This window comes from Bifidobacterium sp. SO1 (assembly GCF_018555335.1).
GTDB classification, from domain to species: domain Bacteria; phylum Actinomycetota; class Actinomycetes; order Actinomycetales; family Bifidobacteriaceae; genus Bifidobacterium; species Bifidobacterium simiiventris.
Map to the genome: position 1 here is coordinate 159,178 of NZ_JAFEJR010000003.1, position 16,234 is coordinate 175,411.

The window sequence follows — 16,234 nt, forward strand, 5'->3', positions numbered from 1 at the left end:
CAGCGGTGTTGCGCGAGTGGCATGGCCGGTAAGCTGGCGCGTAACAAGTTGCGGGGGAGGCATACCTATGACTCTGGAAATACTGGACTGGCATGATGGGGATCTGCTGGCGAAACCGGTGTTCGACGCGTTGAAGGGGCTCGTCGAGGCCGGTGTGCCGGAGAGCAAGATCCTCGGGGTCACGATCAATACGGACGAGGAATCGGACACCGACCTGTGGTGCCCGAAATACGGGGTGCCGTTCGAGAACACGGGCAACGTGGTCGTCGTGCACACGCACAAGACGCGCAAGGCGCCGCCGCAGTTCGCCGCCGCGTTCGTGACGGCGGACACCCGGGCCGACCTGAACGGTGTGGTCAAGCACACGCTGGAGGTGAGCAAGGTCAGCTTCGCGCCGATCGCGGATGCCGTGGAGGCGACCGGCATGGAGTCGGGCGGCATGTCGCCGATCGGATTGCCGGGCGACTGGCCACTGCTGGTGGACCAGCATATTCTCGCGGTGCCGAAACTGTATATCGGCTCGGGCATCCGCCCGTCGAAGCTGGTGATCGACGGGTCGATCTTCGCGGACATCCCCGGAGTGACGTTCGTGGCCGGATTGGGCAAGCCGCGCGGGTGATTGATCGATCTGCGCGGGTGAGCGTTCACGTTCCGTACGTGAACGCTCACTGTCTCATGAAGCGTCCGAAACATGGACGGCATGTGTCGAATCGGTAACATACGGCCGATATACTGCCCGCATGCCAGAAATCCAAGAAGAAGAGAAAACCGCCCGCACTCCGCTGGTGCCGGGCGTCGAATACCCCGATCACCCGCTCGTCGAGCTGACCCACGTCGAAAAGTACTTCGGCGACCTGCACGTCCTCAAGGACATCAACCTGACCGTTAACAAGGGCGAGGTGCTCGTCATCGTCGGCCCGTCCGGCTCCGGCAAGTCCACCATGTGCCGCACCATCAACCGACTCGAGACCATCGACTCGGGCGACATCCGCATCGACGGCAAAGCCCTGCCGCAGGAAGGCAAGGAACTTGCGAACCTGCGCGCCGAGGTCGGCATGGTGTTCCAGTCGTTCAACCTGTTCGCCAACAAGACCATCCTCGAGAACGTCACCCTCGCGCCGATCAAGGTGCGCCACATGAACAAGACCGAGGCCGAGCACCTCGCGATGGACCTGCTCGCCCGCGTGGGCGTCGACTCGCAGGCCCACAAGATGCCCTCGCAGCTGTCGGGCGGCCAGCAGCAGCGCGTCGCCATCGCCCGCGCGCTCGCCATGAAGCCGAAGGTCATGCTGTTCGACGAGCCGACCTCCGCGCTCGACCCGGAAATGGTCAACGAGGTGCTCGACGTGATGGTCGAGCTGGCGCACGAGGGCATGACCATGCTGTGCGTCACCCATGAGATGGGCTTCGCGCGCAAGGCCGCGGATCGCATCGTGTTCATGGCCGACGGCCAGATCCTCGAACAGAACACGCCCGACGAGTTCTTCGAGCATCCGCAGACCGACCGCGCCAAGGACTTCCTGTCGAAGATCCTCACCCACTGAGATTCGCGCGGGGAGACTATCACATGACTGTGAAACTATCTGTGAAACGCATTGCCACGCGCATGATCGCCGCCGTGGCCGCGCTCGCCTGCACGTTCTCGCTCGCGGCGTGCGGCGAGGACGAGGCCGGCAAGATCCGCATCGGCATCAAATTCGACCAGCCGGGCCTCGGCTTCAAGAAGTCCGGCACCTACGTCGGCTTCGACGTGGACGTGGCCAAGTACATCGCCAAGAAACTCGGCTACTCCGAGGACGAGATCATCTGGAAGGAGGCGCCGAGCAAGCAGCGTGAGGCCATGCTGCAGAACGGCGACGTCGACATGATCCTCGCCACATACTCGATCACCGACGAACGCAAGAAGGCCGTCTCCTTCGCCGGTCCGTACTTCGTCGCCGGCCAGGACCTGCTCGTACGCAAGGACGACCATTCGATCAAGGGGCCGGAGGATCTGAACGGCAAGCGCCTGTGCTCCGTCACCGGTTCGACCTCGGCCGCGACCGTCAAGGAGAAGTTCGCCTCCGAGGTCCAGCTCATGGAGCAGCCCGGCTACGCGGAATGCGCGACTGCGCTGTTCTCCGGCATCGTGGATGCGGTGACCACCGACGACATCATCCTCGCCGGCCTCGCCTCCGCCTCACGCGGCAAGCTGCGCGTCGTCGGCAAGCCGTTCACGCAGGAATACTACGGCGTGGGCATCAAGAAGGGCGACACGAAACTCGCCACGCAGATCAACAATGCGATCGTGCAGATGATCCAGGACGGCTCATGGCAGCGGGCCATCAGCGACAACACCGAAGGCACCGACTACACGCCGGACGTGCGCTTCAATCCGCCGACGCCGAACGAAGGGGAGGGGGAGTGATGAACGGATTCCTCGAACTGTTCAGCCAGTACGACGTGCTCGGCGCGTTCCTCGTCAACATCGAACTGACCCTGTGGAGCACGCTGTTCTCGCTCGTGCTCGGCGTGATCCTCGTCATGATGCGCATCTCGCCGATCTCGTCGCTGCGCTTCGTGGCCGGCGCGTACGTCGAGCTGTTCAAGAACCTGCCGCTGACGATCATCATGGTCTTCATGGTGCTCGGCGCGTACGCGCAGTTGAAGCTCAGCTTCTCCGACACGTTCGCCACGAACTTCTTCTGGCTCGCCGTCACCGGTCTGAGCCTGTACACGGCCGCGTTCGTATGCGAATCGCTGCGAAGCGGCATCAACACCGTGCCGATCGGCCAGGCCGAGGCCGCGCGTGCGCTGGGACTCGGCTTCATGCAGTCGGCCACGCAGATCATCCTGCCGCAGGCGTTCCGCGGTTCGGTGGCCCCGCTCGGCAACACGCTGATCGCACTGCTCAAGAACTCGACCGTCGCCGCGGCCGCGTCCGTGTCGACCGAAACGTCGTCGCTCATGAGTTCGATGATCGAATTCCGTCCGGACGTGATCATCCAGATCTTCCTGATCTTCGCGTTCGGCTATGTGATCCTGATCATCCCGATCGGCATGCTTACCACGTACCTGTCCAACAAGCTCGCCGTCAGGAGGTGATTTCGGATGGCTGATACTTCCAATTCCGTACTGTTCGACGCGCCCGGCCCGAAGGGTCGGCGCACCATCCGCATCGCCAACTGGATCGCCGGCGTGATCTTTGCGATCGTGCTTGTGCTGATTCTGATGCGTCTGCACAATCCGCCGCAGGGCGAAAACCAGCTGAGCTGGGAGCTGTGGAAGCCCGCGATCGAACGCGAGGCATGGACCGACTTCTACCTGCCCGGCCTGTGGGCCACGATCCGCGCGACGATCGTCGCCGTGATCGGCGCGGTCGCGTTCGGCCTCGTGTTCGGCGTCGGCCGACTGCTGCCGAACATCGTGATCCGGTCGATCTCCGCGGTGATCGTCGAGTTCTGCCGTGCGGTGCCCGTGCTGCTGCTTATGATCTTCTTCTGGCGCTGGTTCGCGTTTGCCGGAATGCCCAGCCCGTCGTACTGGGCGGTCGTGCTCGCGCTCGTGTTGTACAACGGCTCGGTCGTGGCCGAACTCGTGCGTTCCGGCGTCGGCAACCTGCCGAACGGCCAGCGCGAGGCCGCCGTGGCGCTGGGTCTGACCGAAACGCAGTCGCTCATGCAGGTCGAAGTGCCGCAGGCCGTGTACGCGATGCTGCCGGCCGCCGTCACGCAGCTGGTCGTCGTGTTGAAGGACACCGCGCTCGGCTCGATCATCATGTACACCGACCTGTTGCAGGAATCGCGCCGACTCGGCTCGATGTACTTCAACATCCTGCAGACGCTCGTCATGGCTGCGGTGATCTACTTCGTCGCCTGTTGGCTGCTGTCGCGTCTGGCCGAATGGCTGCCCGAGCGCATGCAGCAGCGCACGGCCGCGCCGGCCGAACCCGAGCCGGTCGCGCCGATCGCCATCATGGACCCGTCGAACGTCAACCAGATCGCCGTCGCGAAGGAAGTCAAGGAGCTGCCGCTCGGCGGCACGCCGCGCAAGTACCATGTGCACCACCGCGGCACGAACGCGTCGATCCGCAACTGGCGGCGCACCCGCTACGAGCAGGGTTACGACGAGACGCATCCCGAGTCGCAGGTCGATCCGCTGACCGGCGAGTTCCCGGCCGCCCGCAAGGCCGCCGAGGACGAGAAGGCCGCCAAGGCGAAGGCCGTGCGCGCCAAGCGCAAGGCCGAAGCGGAAGCCGCCGACGGTGCCGACCGTCACGGCGACAAGGCCGCGCACCACACCGACGCCATGCCCGAACACAACCCCGTGTTCAAGCACGGCAACGACGTGGGCAAGGGCCATCCGAACCTCGGCGGCAAGCCGAAGATCTGAGACCGCTGACGCGTTGGCGTCTCGCTCGCATAGGTAAGGAGCCGGTTTCCTCATCAGGGAACCGGCTCCTTGTCGTATTGTGCGACCGCCCGTCATGCTGTCGCCGCCTGCAAGGCCGCCGGGCGGGATCAGATGGTGTCGGCGGCGAAGCTGATGCCGCGCGCGTGCAGCAGGCGGATGTTGGCCGCGCCGGTCGCCGCTGGCCGGGAACCGGTACTCGATGCGCACATGGTCGAACAGCATATGCTCGAACACCGGCACCTGACCGGAATCCTCGCCATCGTCGGTGTACGGCACGCCGTGCAGTTGGCCGGGCCGTTGTGATCCAGCTCGCCGATGTTGATCAGACTTGACAGGCAGTCCATTTCGATGCCCTCGAACCGGCTTCGGATATACGGCTCGTAATCGGCCGGGTTTGTCGTGCCCTGCAGTGTCGCGCCCGCGGCGACGACGAGTTCAGTGTGCGAGTGCATGCGCAGCGCGCCGGTGAGGAACGTGCCGGCCGGGATGAGCACTGCGGAGTCGGCGTCGCAATCGTCCAATGCGCGTTGGATGACAGTCGTGTTGAGCGTACGGCCGTTGCCGACCGCGCAGTATGGCGGCTTGGTGACGTCGAGCATACGTTTGACGGCGGTCGTGCGGGCCGTTATGGTTCCCAGCTCCCGGCACGCATGACCGTCGCCGTCCGCGTCGAGAGACACGGCGATGCGGTACGTATGCGATGGCTGCAGGTCGTCGATCGTGTAGTGCGTCACCGTCGTCTCGTGCGTTTCGTGCGCCGCGCCGCCGCTGACCGTCACCTGATAACGGTGACCGGGCCGCGCGTCGCCCGGTCGGTCCCACCATATCGTCAACGATTCGTCCGTCGCCGCATACCGCAACCCTGCGTCAGCCATATTCGTTCCTTGCATCCGTGAAACCGCCATATTCGTACGGTTTACGGTATCCACAGCGGAGACATCGACGACAGACCGTTGCCATGTTTTGCCCTATGCCGCGTTCGCACTAACCGTGCATGACGAACGGTGCGGCCGGCTGCGGAAGCCGGCGGTTTGCCCAGTGTTCAGATGCGGTATGGCCGGCGTTCGCGTGGATACGGTGTCGGGTTCACTCGGGGTTTCTAGCGTGGGATTCGTCCATATCGATCGGCGGCGGGCTACGGTGAGGTGCATGCCCGCCCGTCGGTGCAGAAGAAGGGGTATCACGCATGGGGAACCATCACCGTATCGCGGCGTCACGCCGTGCGATCGCGCTGCTGACCGCGGCGGCGACGCTGTCGGGACTGGCGGCCGTCGCCGTGCCGACCGCGGTGGCCGAAGCGCCGGCCGCGGCCAAGCCGTCCGTCATCATCAACGAGGTCTTCGCCGGCAACACGAAGGAACTCGGCGATCCGGTCGCGCAACGCGACGACTGGGTCGAGCTGAAGAACACCGGTGACAAGCCGGTCGACGTCAAAGGCTGGGGCATCTACGACGAGAAGCAGAAGAAGCACTACACGATTGGCGTCGACAAGGAGATCAACGCCGACACCGTCGTGCAGCCGAACGGCTATCTCGTCGCCTACATCGACTACAACGGCGAGCCCGGTCTTGGGTCGGACGCCGATTCCGTCTATCTGACCTCGTCCGTCGGCGACAAGTACGATGCCGGAGCCGAAGTCGATGCGACCACGTGGAAGCTTGCTGACAAGATGACCGCCGCGCAGTCGTGGTCGCGTGCCGACGACGGCACGTTCAAGGTCAGCGACCAGCCGACGCCGGGCGCGGCCAACGAATTCCCGTCATCGACCCCGACCCCCGAACCGGGCGAGACGATGACCGTCGACGCATGGCCGGGCCTCGACACCGTCACCGCGATCGACGCGGACGGCGAATTCGGCGCGAAAGGCCAGTCCGGCGACCATACCGACGGCAACCTGTCCGGACTGGTGTACGAGTCCGGCCGCGACGGCGCCGCCGACACGCTGTGGGCCGCCGACAACGATCTCAACCCGACGCTCGGCAACACCGAAGACAAGGGGCCGGGATCGATCAACAAGTTCGTGCTTGACGCCGCGACCGGCACGTGGAAGCAGGACCCGACCGGCGGATGGACGTTCGACGTGAACGGCCAGACCAAGGGCGGCAAGCAGCTGCACTTCAAGGACGGCAAGGGCGGCGTCGACTCCGAAGGCATCACGCTCATCGACGGCGACTCGTCCAAGGGCGTGTTCATCGGCGCCGAGCGCGACAACGAGAACAAGAACGTGCCTCGTCCGTCCATCCTCTCGTACGACGCGAACGCGGCCGCCACCGACACGAACGGCGACGGCGCGCAGGACCTCGCCGCCATGCACGAGTGGAACCTCGTCGCGCCGCTGAGCCAGTTCGGCGTCACGCTTGGCAAGGATGACGCCAACCTCGGCGTCGAAGGCATCGCGTTCATTCCGGACGGCGTACTCACCGCCAAGCATTTCAAGGTCAACCTCGATCCGAACAACGTTCACGACTACGATCCGGCCGGCACCGCCAACGACTACGGCGGCCTGTTCTTCGCCGCGCTCGAGAAGACCAACGCGATCTACGCGTTCGCGCTCGCCACGGTCGCAGGCAAGGACGTGGCCTATCCGATCGCGCAGATCCCGTTGCCCGCCGCCGCGGCCAACGCCGGATTCGACGGCCCGCGCGACCTGACCTGGGACGGCGAACACGGCCAGCTCCTCGCCGAAGGCGACAACGACAACGGCACCGGCGCGAAGATCGCCACCTACACCTTTGACCAGAACGGCACGCTCGCACTCACCAAGCTCACCGCGACCCCGGCCGAGATCGCCGGTCAGAACTCCGAAGGCTTCGCGATCACGCCCGATTCGGCCGCCACCACCGTGAAGGGCGGCGTCGAGGGCAAGACCTACAAGCCGGTCTTCTGGGCCGACGACGGCGTGACCGGCGGCCACTCGCTGCGCCGGGGCTGGATCGAGGCGACCAACCCGAACCCCCAGCCGAACCCGCAGGATTCCGCCAAGGTGACGCTGTTCGGCATCACCGACTTCCACGGCCACATCGAAAACGGCGGCTACCTCGCCACCGCGCTCAAGGAAACCAAGGCCGCCAACCCGAACACGCTGTTCGTCGGCGCGGGCGATCTGGTCGGCGCGTCCGCGTTCGAATCGTCCATCGCGAACGACGTGCCCGCCATGGATCAGCTCAAGGCGATGGGACTCGCCGTCTCCGCCACCGGCAACCACGAGTACGACAAGGGCGCCGCCGATCTGGCGAATCGCATCGTGCCCGGCATCGCGCCGGCCAAATACGTCGTCGCGAACGTGACCGGCGACGTGCTCAAGGGCAAGGTCCAGCCATACGTGATCGAGGAATCGGGCGGCAAGAAGATCGCCTTCATCGGCGGCATCTTCAAAACGCTTGCCGACTCCGTCTCCCCGGCCGGCATGAAGGGCATCACCGTCACCGATCCGATCGAGGCGATCAACAAGTACGCCGACCAGCTGTCCGACGGCGACCCGTCCAACGGCGAGGCCGATGCGGTCGTCGCGCTCGTCCACGCCGACGCGAACGATCTGAAGAACCTCGACGCGAACGTCGACGCGGTGCTCGCCGGCCACACGCACCTGTACGAGACCGCGAAGACCGACACGGGCGCGCCGATCATCGAAACCGCGAACTACGGCGTCGAATACTCCACTACCGATCTGGAGATCACCGGCAGCGGCAAGGACGCGAAGGTGAGTGCCACGGCGGCCAAGCACGACGTGTTCACGCAAGACCAGGACGGCAAGGACGTGCCGCTGTTCGAGGCCGACCCGGCCGTCAACCAGATCTACCTCGACGCGAAGGCCGCCGCCGACGCGAAAGGCAATGAAGTACTCGGCACGCTGGCCGACGACGCCACGTTCAACCGCGGCGCCAGCAAGCCCGGCGACCTGAGCACCGTCGGCAACAACCGCGGCGTCGAATCCACGCTCGGCATCCTCAACGGCAACGCCGCGAAGTGGGCCGCAGAACAGTCCGGGCAGAAGGCCGACATCGGCGTGATCAACGCGGGCGGCATGCGCGCCGACCTTGACCCGAACGGCGACAAACAGGTGACGCTCAAGGAGGCGCACGACGTACTGCCGTTCGGCAACTCCAACGCCGTCGTCACCCTGACCGGCAAGCAGCTCAAGACGCTCATCGAACAGCAGTGGCAGCCGGCCGACGCGCAGCGGCCCGTGCTCTGGCTCGGCTTCTCCGACAACGTCGACTACCAGTACGACACGTACGTCGCCACCGTCGACGGCAAGCAAGTGCCGCGCGGCGCCGTGCACGACCTGACCGTCAACGGCAAGGCCGTGCACGACAACGACACGTATCTGATCGCCGGCAACTCGTTCCTGCTCGCGGGCGGCGACAACTTCACCGTCTTCCAGCAAGGCACGGGCTACGTCGACACCGGATACATCGACTTCGACGGATTCTCCGACTACCTCAAGGCACACCCGAAGCTCGAATCCGCGAAAACCCGCCACAGCGCCGGCTTCTCGGCGGCGCGCCTGGCCGACGACGGTACGGTGACGTTCACCGTGAGCGGCCTCGCGTTCACCACCGACGAACCGCGGCCGTGGGGCGTGCGGCTGACCGCGAACGGCGTCGACTTCGGCGACCTGACCGGGCTGGACTACACCGGCGAGGAGCAGGGCCCGGGCGCGGGCTCGATCACCGTGACCAAGAAGCTGACCGACGCCGAACGCGCCGCATTCGTGGCTGCGGCGGCAAAGGCTCCGGCGGCGGCGAAGGATGCGGCCGCGGCCGACGGCGGGGCGTTCGCGATCGGCGCTGCGACGGTGGAGACGCTGCTGACGAAGCCGCAGGCGGAGCGGCCGACGCCTCAGCCTGAGCCGACCCCGACTCCGGAGCCGACCCCCGAGCCTCAGCCTGAGCCGACCCCGGAACCCACGCCGACTCCGGAGCCAGAGCCGACGCCGTCTCCTGAACCTGAGCCGAACCCCACGCCGACCCCGGATCATGAGACGCCGACGACACAGGAGCAGCCTATCTCCAAGCCGCAGAACAAACCCCAGGCACAACAAACGGATACCGCCACCGGCACTCCGAACGGGGGCGCGCAACATGGGCGGCAAGACACGTCGAAGCCGTCCGTCCAGTCTCAGGGCAAGACGGGCAAGCCCGTTACGGCGGAACGCGGCGGCTCGGCGCAGGTGACCGTGCGTCGTCTCGCAGATACCGGTTCATCCGTGGCGTGGATGGCGCTCGCCACCGCCGTCCTGTTGGCATTGGGCGTCATCGGAGTCGCCGCCTTGGGTGTGCGACGCGACGATGGACGGTGATGTATAGGTGCGTCTTTGATGCACGCCAGACGGGATGCGCCGCCGAGGGGCTACTCGGCGGCGTATCCCGTCTGTTCCATAGGAGATTTACGCCGTTTGACGGTGTTCTCGCGGTGCATGACGGCGGTCGGTCGGATGATATGCGCCGCTGCCGTTGGAGCATCCCGATCGGACGTACAATCATGGCATGGGCAAGGACGCTGTCAAAACCATCACCAAGACGCTCAAACGCGCCGAAAACGGCATCGAAGCCATCGAAACAAGCGGCGGCGTGGCCGAGCGGCTCGCGCGCGCGGCCAAATCGAGCGAACTGCTCAGCGCGGTCTGGTCGTTGCCACCCGCCCAGAGGCTCATGTTCCATCCCGGCATGCAGGTCGCGCAGATCCGCGGCGCGTCCACGCCCGGCTTCGACGGTGACAAGGCCGACGCCGAACGGTTCATCGCGCTGAGTTCCGCCGAAATCGCCCGATATCAGAACCTGCTCTATGCCAACGGCGTGCACGGTTCGTCCCGCCGTCTGCTCATCGTGCTGCAGGGCATGGATGCCTCCGGCAAGGGCGGCATCGTCAAGCACGTGTTCCGTCAGGGCAACCCGATGGGCATCCACTACCACGGGTTCGGCAAGCCGACCGCCGAAGAACAGGCGCACGACTTCCTGTGGCGCGTCGAACGCGAACTGCCCGACCCCGGCTGGATCGCCGTCTTCGACCGCTCACACTACGAGGACATCGTCATGCCGCATGTCTACGGCACGCTGCCCGAGGAAACATGGCGTGCACGATACGAGATCATCAATGATTTCGAGCGCGACCTTGCCGCCAGCGGCTGCACGGTCATCAAGATCTTCCTCGTCGTCAGCCGCGACGAGCAGAAACGCCACTTCCTCGCCCGTCTCGACGACCCGACCAAGCGGTGGAAGTTCGACATGTCTGATCTTGATGCGCGCGACCGCTGGGACGACTACATGGCCGCATGGCAGGAGGTGTTCGAGCGCACGAGCACGCCCGTCGCGCCGTGGTATCTCGTGCCTGCCGACAATCGCTGGTATTCGCGGGCCGTCGTTTCCGAACTGCTGCGCACGAGCCTGAAGAACATGAACATGACTTGGCCGGCGCTGAAGTCCGGCATCGATCCGGACGAGGCGAGGCGGCGGCTTGCGGTGGAGTGACATGTGGAATCATGCGCTGGCTCGCAGTCGAAATGACATATATATGTAACGATACATGTTGGCATTGCTGAGAATATCGTGATTGTATAACTTGCTTATTCGTATCAGTATGATTACTGTATGTACCGATACATTGATGACGGTCGGCGATGTTCGGTTGGTTGCGGATGACCGGTGCCGGATCGATGATGCCAATGAAGGAGCGCGAGCAATGACGACGATGACGGAACCGGTGCGCTGGCAGGCACAGATGATCGGAGGTCCGGACGATGCCGTGGTGGTCGACCCGGTCAAAGCGGGCGGCGAGATGCGGCGGCCGCCGGTGATCCGCTGCGATTTCGACGTGGCCGGCACGCCGGCTGCGGCCCGGCTATGCGTGACCGCGTGGGGCCTGTTCGAGGCGGAACTGAACGGCCGCCGGGTCGGCGAGGATGTGCTCGCGCCCGGCTGGACCGTGTACGACGAACGTTTGCCGTACTGGACCTACGACGTGACCGATCTGGTGCATGACGGTGCGAACGTGCTGGGTTTCCGGCTCGGCGACGGATGGTATCGCGGCCAGATCGGATTCAACGGCGGGCAATGCGACAACTATGGCGACCGGCTGGGCGTGTTCGCGCAGCTGGAGCTGACGGATGCGGACGGCACGGTCACGATCGTCGCGTCGAACGCCGACGACGGGCGCTGGAAAGCGGGTTATGGGCCAATTCTCGCCAGCGGACTGTACGAGGGGGAGACGCTCGACGCGAGGGAAGAACGCGACCCGTTCGCGGAGGAGCTCTCCGACCATCATTGGCGGCCGGTCGAACGGCTCGACTTTGATCAATCGGTGCTGTATCCGGCAGACGAGTCGACTGCCGTGTGTTGCATCGGCGAGCATCAGCCGGTATCCATCAACCGGCTGCCGGACGGCCGCTGGCTCGTCGACTTCGGCCAGAACTGCACGCAGCGCGTCGTCCTGACCGTCCCCGCGACTGAGCCCGGTCGCGAGATCGACATCCAGCACGTCGAAGTCATCAATCCCGACGGCACACCGGCCACGCGCCCGTTGCGCCGCGCCATCCAGCACGACCATTACATCAGCGACGGCTCACCGGCCGTCTGGGAGCCGCGCTTCACCATGCACGGTTTCAGATACGCGGTCATCGGCGGCTGGCCGGCCGATCGCCCGCTCACCGCCGCCGACCTGCATACGCGCGTATACAGTTCCGCGCGACACCGTCTCGGCTGGTTCTCCTGCTCCGACGAACGCGTCAACCGGCTCGCCGAAAACGCGCGCTGGTCGATGCTGTCGAACTTCGTCTCCATCCCCACCGACTGCCCGCAACGCGACGAACGCTTCGGCTGGACCGGCGACATCGCCGTGTTCGCGCCCACCGCCGCCTACCTGTACGACGTGAACGGTTTCCTTGACAGTTGGCTCACAGACGTTGCGATCGAAACGGAACGCTGGGGCACTGTGCCGTACTATGTGCCGTATCCGTTTCCAGGCTGGGGCAAGCCGGATGCGGTCGCGCTGTGGGGCGACGCGGCGACGATGGTGCCGTGGGCGCTGTACATGGCGACCGGCGACGTCGCGGTGCTGCGACGGCATATCGGGCTGTCCCGGCGCTGGATGGACGAGGTCGCCGGACTGCTCGCGGACGACGGCGTGTGGGATCGCAAGCCCGACGTGTGGTGCGGCCAGCTCGGCGACTGGCTCGACCCGACCGCGCCGCCGGACGATGCGGCCCGCGCCATGACCGACAAGGCGCTCGTCGCCACCGCGTTCGCCGCGCACTCGGCCGATCTGGTCGCGCGCATGCTGCGTGTGCTCGGGGACACGGCCGCGCAAGAACATTACGAGAAGCTCGCCGCGCATATCCGCGCCGGGTTCCGCGCGCGGTTCGTGCGATCGGACGGCACGATGACTTCGGACACGCAGTGCGCGTACGCGCTGCTCATCGCGCTCGACCTGCTGGCCGGCGTGGGTGGAACCGCGGAATACGACCGGCTGCGTGCGGCGGCGGGGGAACGGCTCGTGAAACTCGTGCGCGAGCGCGGCTTCGTGGTCGGCACCGGATTTGCCGGCACGCCGTTCGTGCTGCCCGCATTGTGCGCGACCGGACATGCGGACGAGGCGTTCTCGCTGTTCCTGTCCGACCGTTGCCCATCATGGCTGTACCAGGTGCGCATGGGTGCGACGACCACATGGGAACGTTGGGATTCGATGCTGGAGAACGGCGAGGTGAACCCGGGCGATATGACCTCGTTCAACCATTACGCGTTCGGCTCGGTGCTCGACTGGATGCACTCGGCGATCGGCGGGCTGGAACTTGCCGACGCCGGCTGGAGCCGCGTACGCGTGCGGCCGCAGATCGTCGCGGCGTTGGCGCATGGCGTGACCTCGGGTTCGGCCGCGCATGTCACGCTGCACGGTAGGGTGTCGGTTTCTTGGAGCGAGGGCGACGACGGGCATGTTCGTCTTGACGTGGACGTGCCGCAGGGCGTCGAGGCGGAGCTCGGCCTTGACCTCCGGGACGAGACCGGCCGCCGTCTGCCTGCCGGAACGCTTGTCGCGCCGGGCGTGCATCGGCTGGTTCTGGCATAGGTCCGGTTCCCGGGATTTCATCGGAACAATCCCGGGAACCGACTATGTACGTTTCATCGCGGACGATCCTTGGAAAATCAACGATCGCAATGTGCGAATTGTCAGCTTATGCGCGATTGCCGGTTCCCGGGATTTTCCCGGCGAATCCCGGGAACCGCATGGGACGAAGTAGACTGGGGAGCATTATGGCTGATACTGAGACTTATGGTTCCCTGGGGGCGTTGGCGCCGAGCTGGGACGACGGCGAGCGCAACATCGATTCGGACGAGATCTATGAGCGGTTCTTCGGCTGGGTGCATGACGTCAAGCGCATCGAGCCGTGGCCGCATCAGGAGGAGGCCATCATGGACCTTCTCGCCGGCGACCATGTGATCCTCAACACGCCCACCGGCTCGGGCAAGTCGCTGGTCGCACTCGGCATGCATTTCGCCGCGCTGTGCACCGGGCGGCGCTCGTATTACACCGCGCCGATCAAGGCGCTCGTCTCGGAGAAGTTCTTCGATCTGGTCGACGTGTTCGGCCGCGACAACGTGGGCATGATCACCGGCGACACGCATATCAACGCGGATGCGCCGATCATCTGCTGCACGGCCGAGATTTTGGCGAATCGGGCGTTGCGCGAGGGCCGGCATGCCGACGTCGGCTGCGTGGCGATGGACGAATTCCATTACTACGGAGACCCGGAGCGCGGCTGGGCGTGGCAGGTGCCGCTGCTGACCTTGTCGAAGACGCAGTTCCTGCTGATGAGTGCGACGCTCGGCAACGTGGATGCGATCGCCGACAAGCTCGAGGACATGACTGACACGGACGTGGACATCATCGCCGACGCGCCGCGACCGGTGCCGCTGACGTATGAATACACGCTCGATCCGCTCGAGAAGACCGTCGAGCTTGCGTTCCGCGAAGGTTCCACGCCGATCTACGTCGTGCATTTCTCGCAGGATGCGGCGTTGGAGACCGCGCAGGCGCTCGCCTCGACCGGCGTGTCGAGCAAGGAGCAGCGTGCGGCCATCGCCGAGGCGATCAAGGGCGTCAAGTTCACCACCGCGTTCGGCAAGATCCTGCAACGACTGCTGCGCACCGGCGTCGGCATCCATCATGCCGGCATGCTGCCGCGCTACCGTCGTCTGGTCGAACAGCTTGCCCAGCAGGGCCTCTTGCCGGTCATCTGCGGCACCGACACGCTCGGCGTCGGCATCAACGTGCCGATCCATTCGGTGGTTCTCACGGCGCTCACCAAGTTCGACGGCACGCACATGCGCAAGCTGCGCGCGCGTGAGTTCCATCAGATCGCCGGTCGTGCGGGCCGCATGGGATTCGACACGGAAGGGCTTGTGATCGCGGAGGCCCCCGAGTTTGAGATCGAGAACGCGAAGGCCGTGGCCAAGGCCGGCAATGATCCGAAGAAACTCAAGAAGGTCAAGCGCAAGAAGGCGCCGGAAGGGTTCGTCACGTGGAATCAGGCCACGTTCGACAAGCTCATCGACGCGGCCCCCGAAACGCTCGTGCCGCACATGAAGATCACGCATTCGATGGTGCTGAACGAGGTCGCGCAGGGCGGCGACGCGCGCTACCGCGTTGACCGGCTCATCGACGACTCCGCGCAGAGCCCCGACCAGAAGGAGAAGCTGCACCAGCGCGCCGACGAGATCTTCCAGACCCTGTTCGACACGAAGGTCATCGAAACCGAGGATCGCGACGACGGCGGCAAGAACTACTATCTCGACGTCGACGTGCCCGACGATTTCGCGCTCGACCAGCCGCTGTCGCCGTTCCTGCTCGCGGCGTTGGAACTGCTCGACCCCGAATCCGATACCTATGCGCTCGACGTGATCTCGATGGTCGAAGCCACGCTCGAGGACCCCAAGCAGGTCCTGAAGGCGCAGGAGCGGCAGGCGCGCGACAAGGCGCTTATCGAGATGAAGGAAGACGGGCTCGAATACGACGAGCGCATGGACAAGCTGCAGGAGATCACGTACCCCAAGCCGCTTGAAGACATGCTGCAGGCCGCGTTCGACCAGTACCGGCAGGACGTGCCGTGGGCGAACGACTACTGGCTGTCGCCGAAGTCCGTCGTACGCGACATGGTCGAGACCGCGTCCGATTTCACGGGGTATATTGCCCGCTACAACATCGCTCGTTCCGAAGGCACGCTGCTGCGCTACCTGTCGGACGCGTACCGCGCGCTGGCGCGCACCGTGCCGGCCGAGAAACGCGACGAGCAGCTGGACGACATCATCTCGTGGCTGCGCGTGGTCGTCCGTTCGATCGACTCCAGCCTCGTGGACGAATGGGAGCATGCGGGCGACGAATCCGATGCGGCCGCCGAAGCCGCAGCGAACCTGGCCGCGCCGGGCGGCGCTCGCGAGGCCGTGGTCGAGGACCGTCGCGGACTGATCGTGCTCATCCGCAACGCGATGTTCCGCCGCGTGCAGCTCATGGACTTGGACAAGCCCGAGGAACTCGGCGCGCTCGACAAGGACTGGGGATACGGCGTGCACGAATGGGAGGACGTGCTCGACGATTATTACGACGAGCACGAGTACGTCGGCATCGATGCGGCCGCCCGTTCCGGCAAGCTGTTCATCCTCGACGATTCGCTCGAACAGAAGGAACATGCGTGGAAGGTGCGGCAGATCATCGACGACTCCGACGGCGACCATGACTGGGCCATCACCGGCACCGTTGATCTCGACACCACGCAGGAGACCGGCGAGGTCGTCTTCTTCGACTACCACGTCGGCAACTGAACCCATCGCGTGGCGGTTTGCTCTCACGGGGT

At 65.1% G+C, this 16,234-nt stretch carries 10 protein-coding genes; 9 read left to right on the forward strand and 1 reads right to left on the reverse strand.

Features of this window, described 5'->3' with window-relative positions:
• The first annotated feature begins 67 nt into the window (after positions 1-67).
• From JS541_RS04295 to JS541_RS04315, 5 genes are all read left to right on the forward strand, one after another.
• Positions 68-619 (forward strand): YbaK/EbsC family protein, encoded by a 552-nt coding sequence (locus JS541_RS04295; RefSeq protein WP_214373253.1) that lies wholly within the window; start codon positions 68-70, stop codon positions 617-619.
• Between the two features lie 121 nt (positions 620-740).
• Positions 741-1,544, forward strand: coding sequence for an amino acid ABC transporter ATP-binding protein (locus tag JS541_RS04300; RefSeq protein ID WP_236036790.1), 804 nt, complete (start codon positions 741-743; stop codon positions 1,542-1,544).
• A gap of 62 nt (positions 1,545-1,606) precedes the next feature.
• Entirely contained in the window at positions 1,607-2,407 is an 801-nt protein-coding gene (locus tag JS541_RS04305) for a glutamate ABC transporter substrate-binding protein (protein WP_214373340.1), read from the forward strand.
• Positions 2,407-3,084, forward strand: a complete 678-nt coding sequence (locus JS541_RS04310; protein ID WP_214373341.1) for an amino acid ABC transporter permease — start codon at positions 2,407-2,409, stop codon at positions 3,082-3,084. Before JS541_RS04305 ends, JS541_RS04310 begins: the two co-directional genes overlap by 1 nt.
• 6 nt (positions 3,085-3,090) lie before the next feature.
• The gene (locus tag JS541_RS04315; RefSeq protein ID WP_214373254.1) at positions 3,091-4,371 is read left to right on the forward strand and encodes an amino acid ABC transporter permease; all 1,281 of its coding nucleotides are present in this window, start codon (positions 3,091-3,093) and stop codon (positions 4,369-4,371) included.
• A gap of 128 nt (positions 4,372-4,499) precedes the next feature.
• Here JS541_RS04315 and JS541_RS04320 read toward each other — a convergent pair whose 3' ends face one another.
• Entirely contained in the window at positions 4,500-5,267 is a 768-nt protein-coding gene (locus JS541_RS04320) for a fibronectin type III domain-containing protein (RefSeq protein WP_214373255.1), read from the reverse strand.
• A 311-nt stretch (positions 5,268-5,578) separates the two neighbouring features.
• Here JS541_RS04320 and JS541_RS04325 point away from each other — a divergent pair, with 311 nt between their 5' ends.
• From JS541_RS04325 to JS541_RS04340, 4 genes are all read left to right on the forward strand, one after another.
• Positions 5,579-9,694 (forward strand): 5'-nucleotidase C-terminal domain-containing protein, encoded by a 4,116-nt coding sequence (locus tag JS541_RS04325; RefSeq protein ID WP_214373256.1) that lies wholly within the window; start codon positions 5,579-5,581, stop codon positions 9,692-9,694.
• A gap of 187 nt (positions 9,695-9,881) precedes the next feature.
• Positions 9,882-10,862: a PPK2 family polyphosphate kinase gene (locus tag JS541_RS04330; protein WP_214373257.1), complete on the forward strand. Its 981-nt coding sequence runs from the start codon at positions 9,882-9,884 to the stop codon at positions 10,860-10,862.
• Positions 10,863-11,073: 211 nt separating this feature from the next.
• Positions 11,074-13,452, forward strand: coding sequence for an alpha-L-rhamnosidase (locus tag JS541_RS04335; protein ID WP_214373258.1), 2,379 nt, complete (start codon positions 11,074-11,076; stop codon positions 13,450-13,452).
• 185 nt (positions 13,453-13,637) lie between these two features.
• Entirely contained in the window at positions 13,638-16,202 is a 2,565-nt protein-coding gene (locus JS541_RS04340) for a DEAD/DEAH box helicase (protein WP_214373259.1), read from the forward strand.
• Positions 16,203-16,234 lie beyond the last annotated feature (32 nt).

What these genes read in the sequence shown, in the direction of transcription:
- JS541_RS04295 (WP_214373253.1), top strand. Translation starts at nt 68, where the DNA reads ATGACTCTGGAAATACTGGACTGGCATGATGGGGATCTGCTGGCGAAA.
- JS541_RS04300 (WP_236036790.1), top strand. Translation starts at nt 741, where the DNA reads ATGCCAGAAATCCAAGAAGAAGAGAAAACCGCCCGCACTCCGCTGGTG.
- JS541_RS04305 (WP_214373340.1), top strand. Translation starts at nt 1,607, where the DNA reads ATGATCGCCGCCGTGGCCGCGCTCGCCTGCACGTTCTCGCTCGCGGCG.
- JS541_RS04310 (WP_214373341.1), top strand. Translation starts at nt 2,407, where the DNA reads ATGAACGGATTCCTCGAACTGTTCAGCCAGTACGACGTGCTCGGCGCG.
- JS541_RS04315 (WP_214373254.1), top strand. Translation starts at nt 3,091, where the DNA reads ATGGCTGATACTTCCAATTCCGTACTGTTCGACGCGCCCGGCCCGAAG.
- JS541_RS04320 (WP_214373255.1), bottom strand. Translation starts at nt 5,267, where the DNA reads ATGGCTGACGCAGGGTTGCGGTATGCGGCGACGGACGAATCGTTGACG.
- JS541_RS04325 (WP_214373256.1), top strand. Translation starts at nt 5,579, where the DNA reads ATGGGGAACCATCACCGTATCGCGGCGTCACGCCGTGCGATCGCGCTG.
- JS541_RS04330 (WP_214373257.1), top strand. Translation starts at nt 9,882, where the DNA reads ATGGGCAAGGACGCTGTCAAAACCATCACCAAGACGCTCAAACGCGCC.
- JS541_RS04335 (WP_214373258.1), top strand. Translation starts at nt 11,074, where the DNA reads ATGACGACGATGACGGAACCGGTGCGCTGGCAGGCACAGATGATCGGA.
- JS541_RS04340 (WP_214373259.1), top strand. Translation starts at nt 13,638, where the DNA reads ATGGCTGATACTGAGACTTATGGTTCCCTGGGGGCGTTGGCGCCGAGC.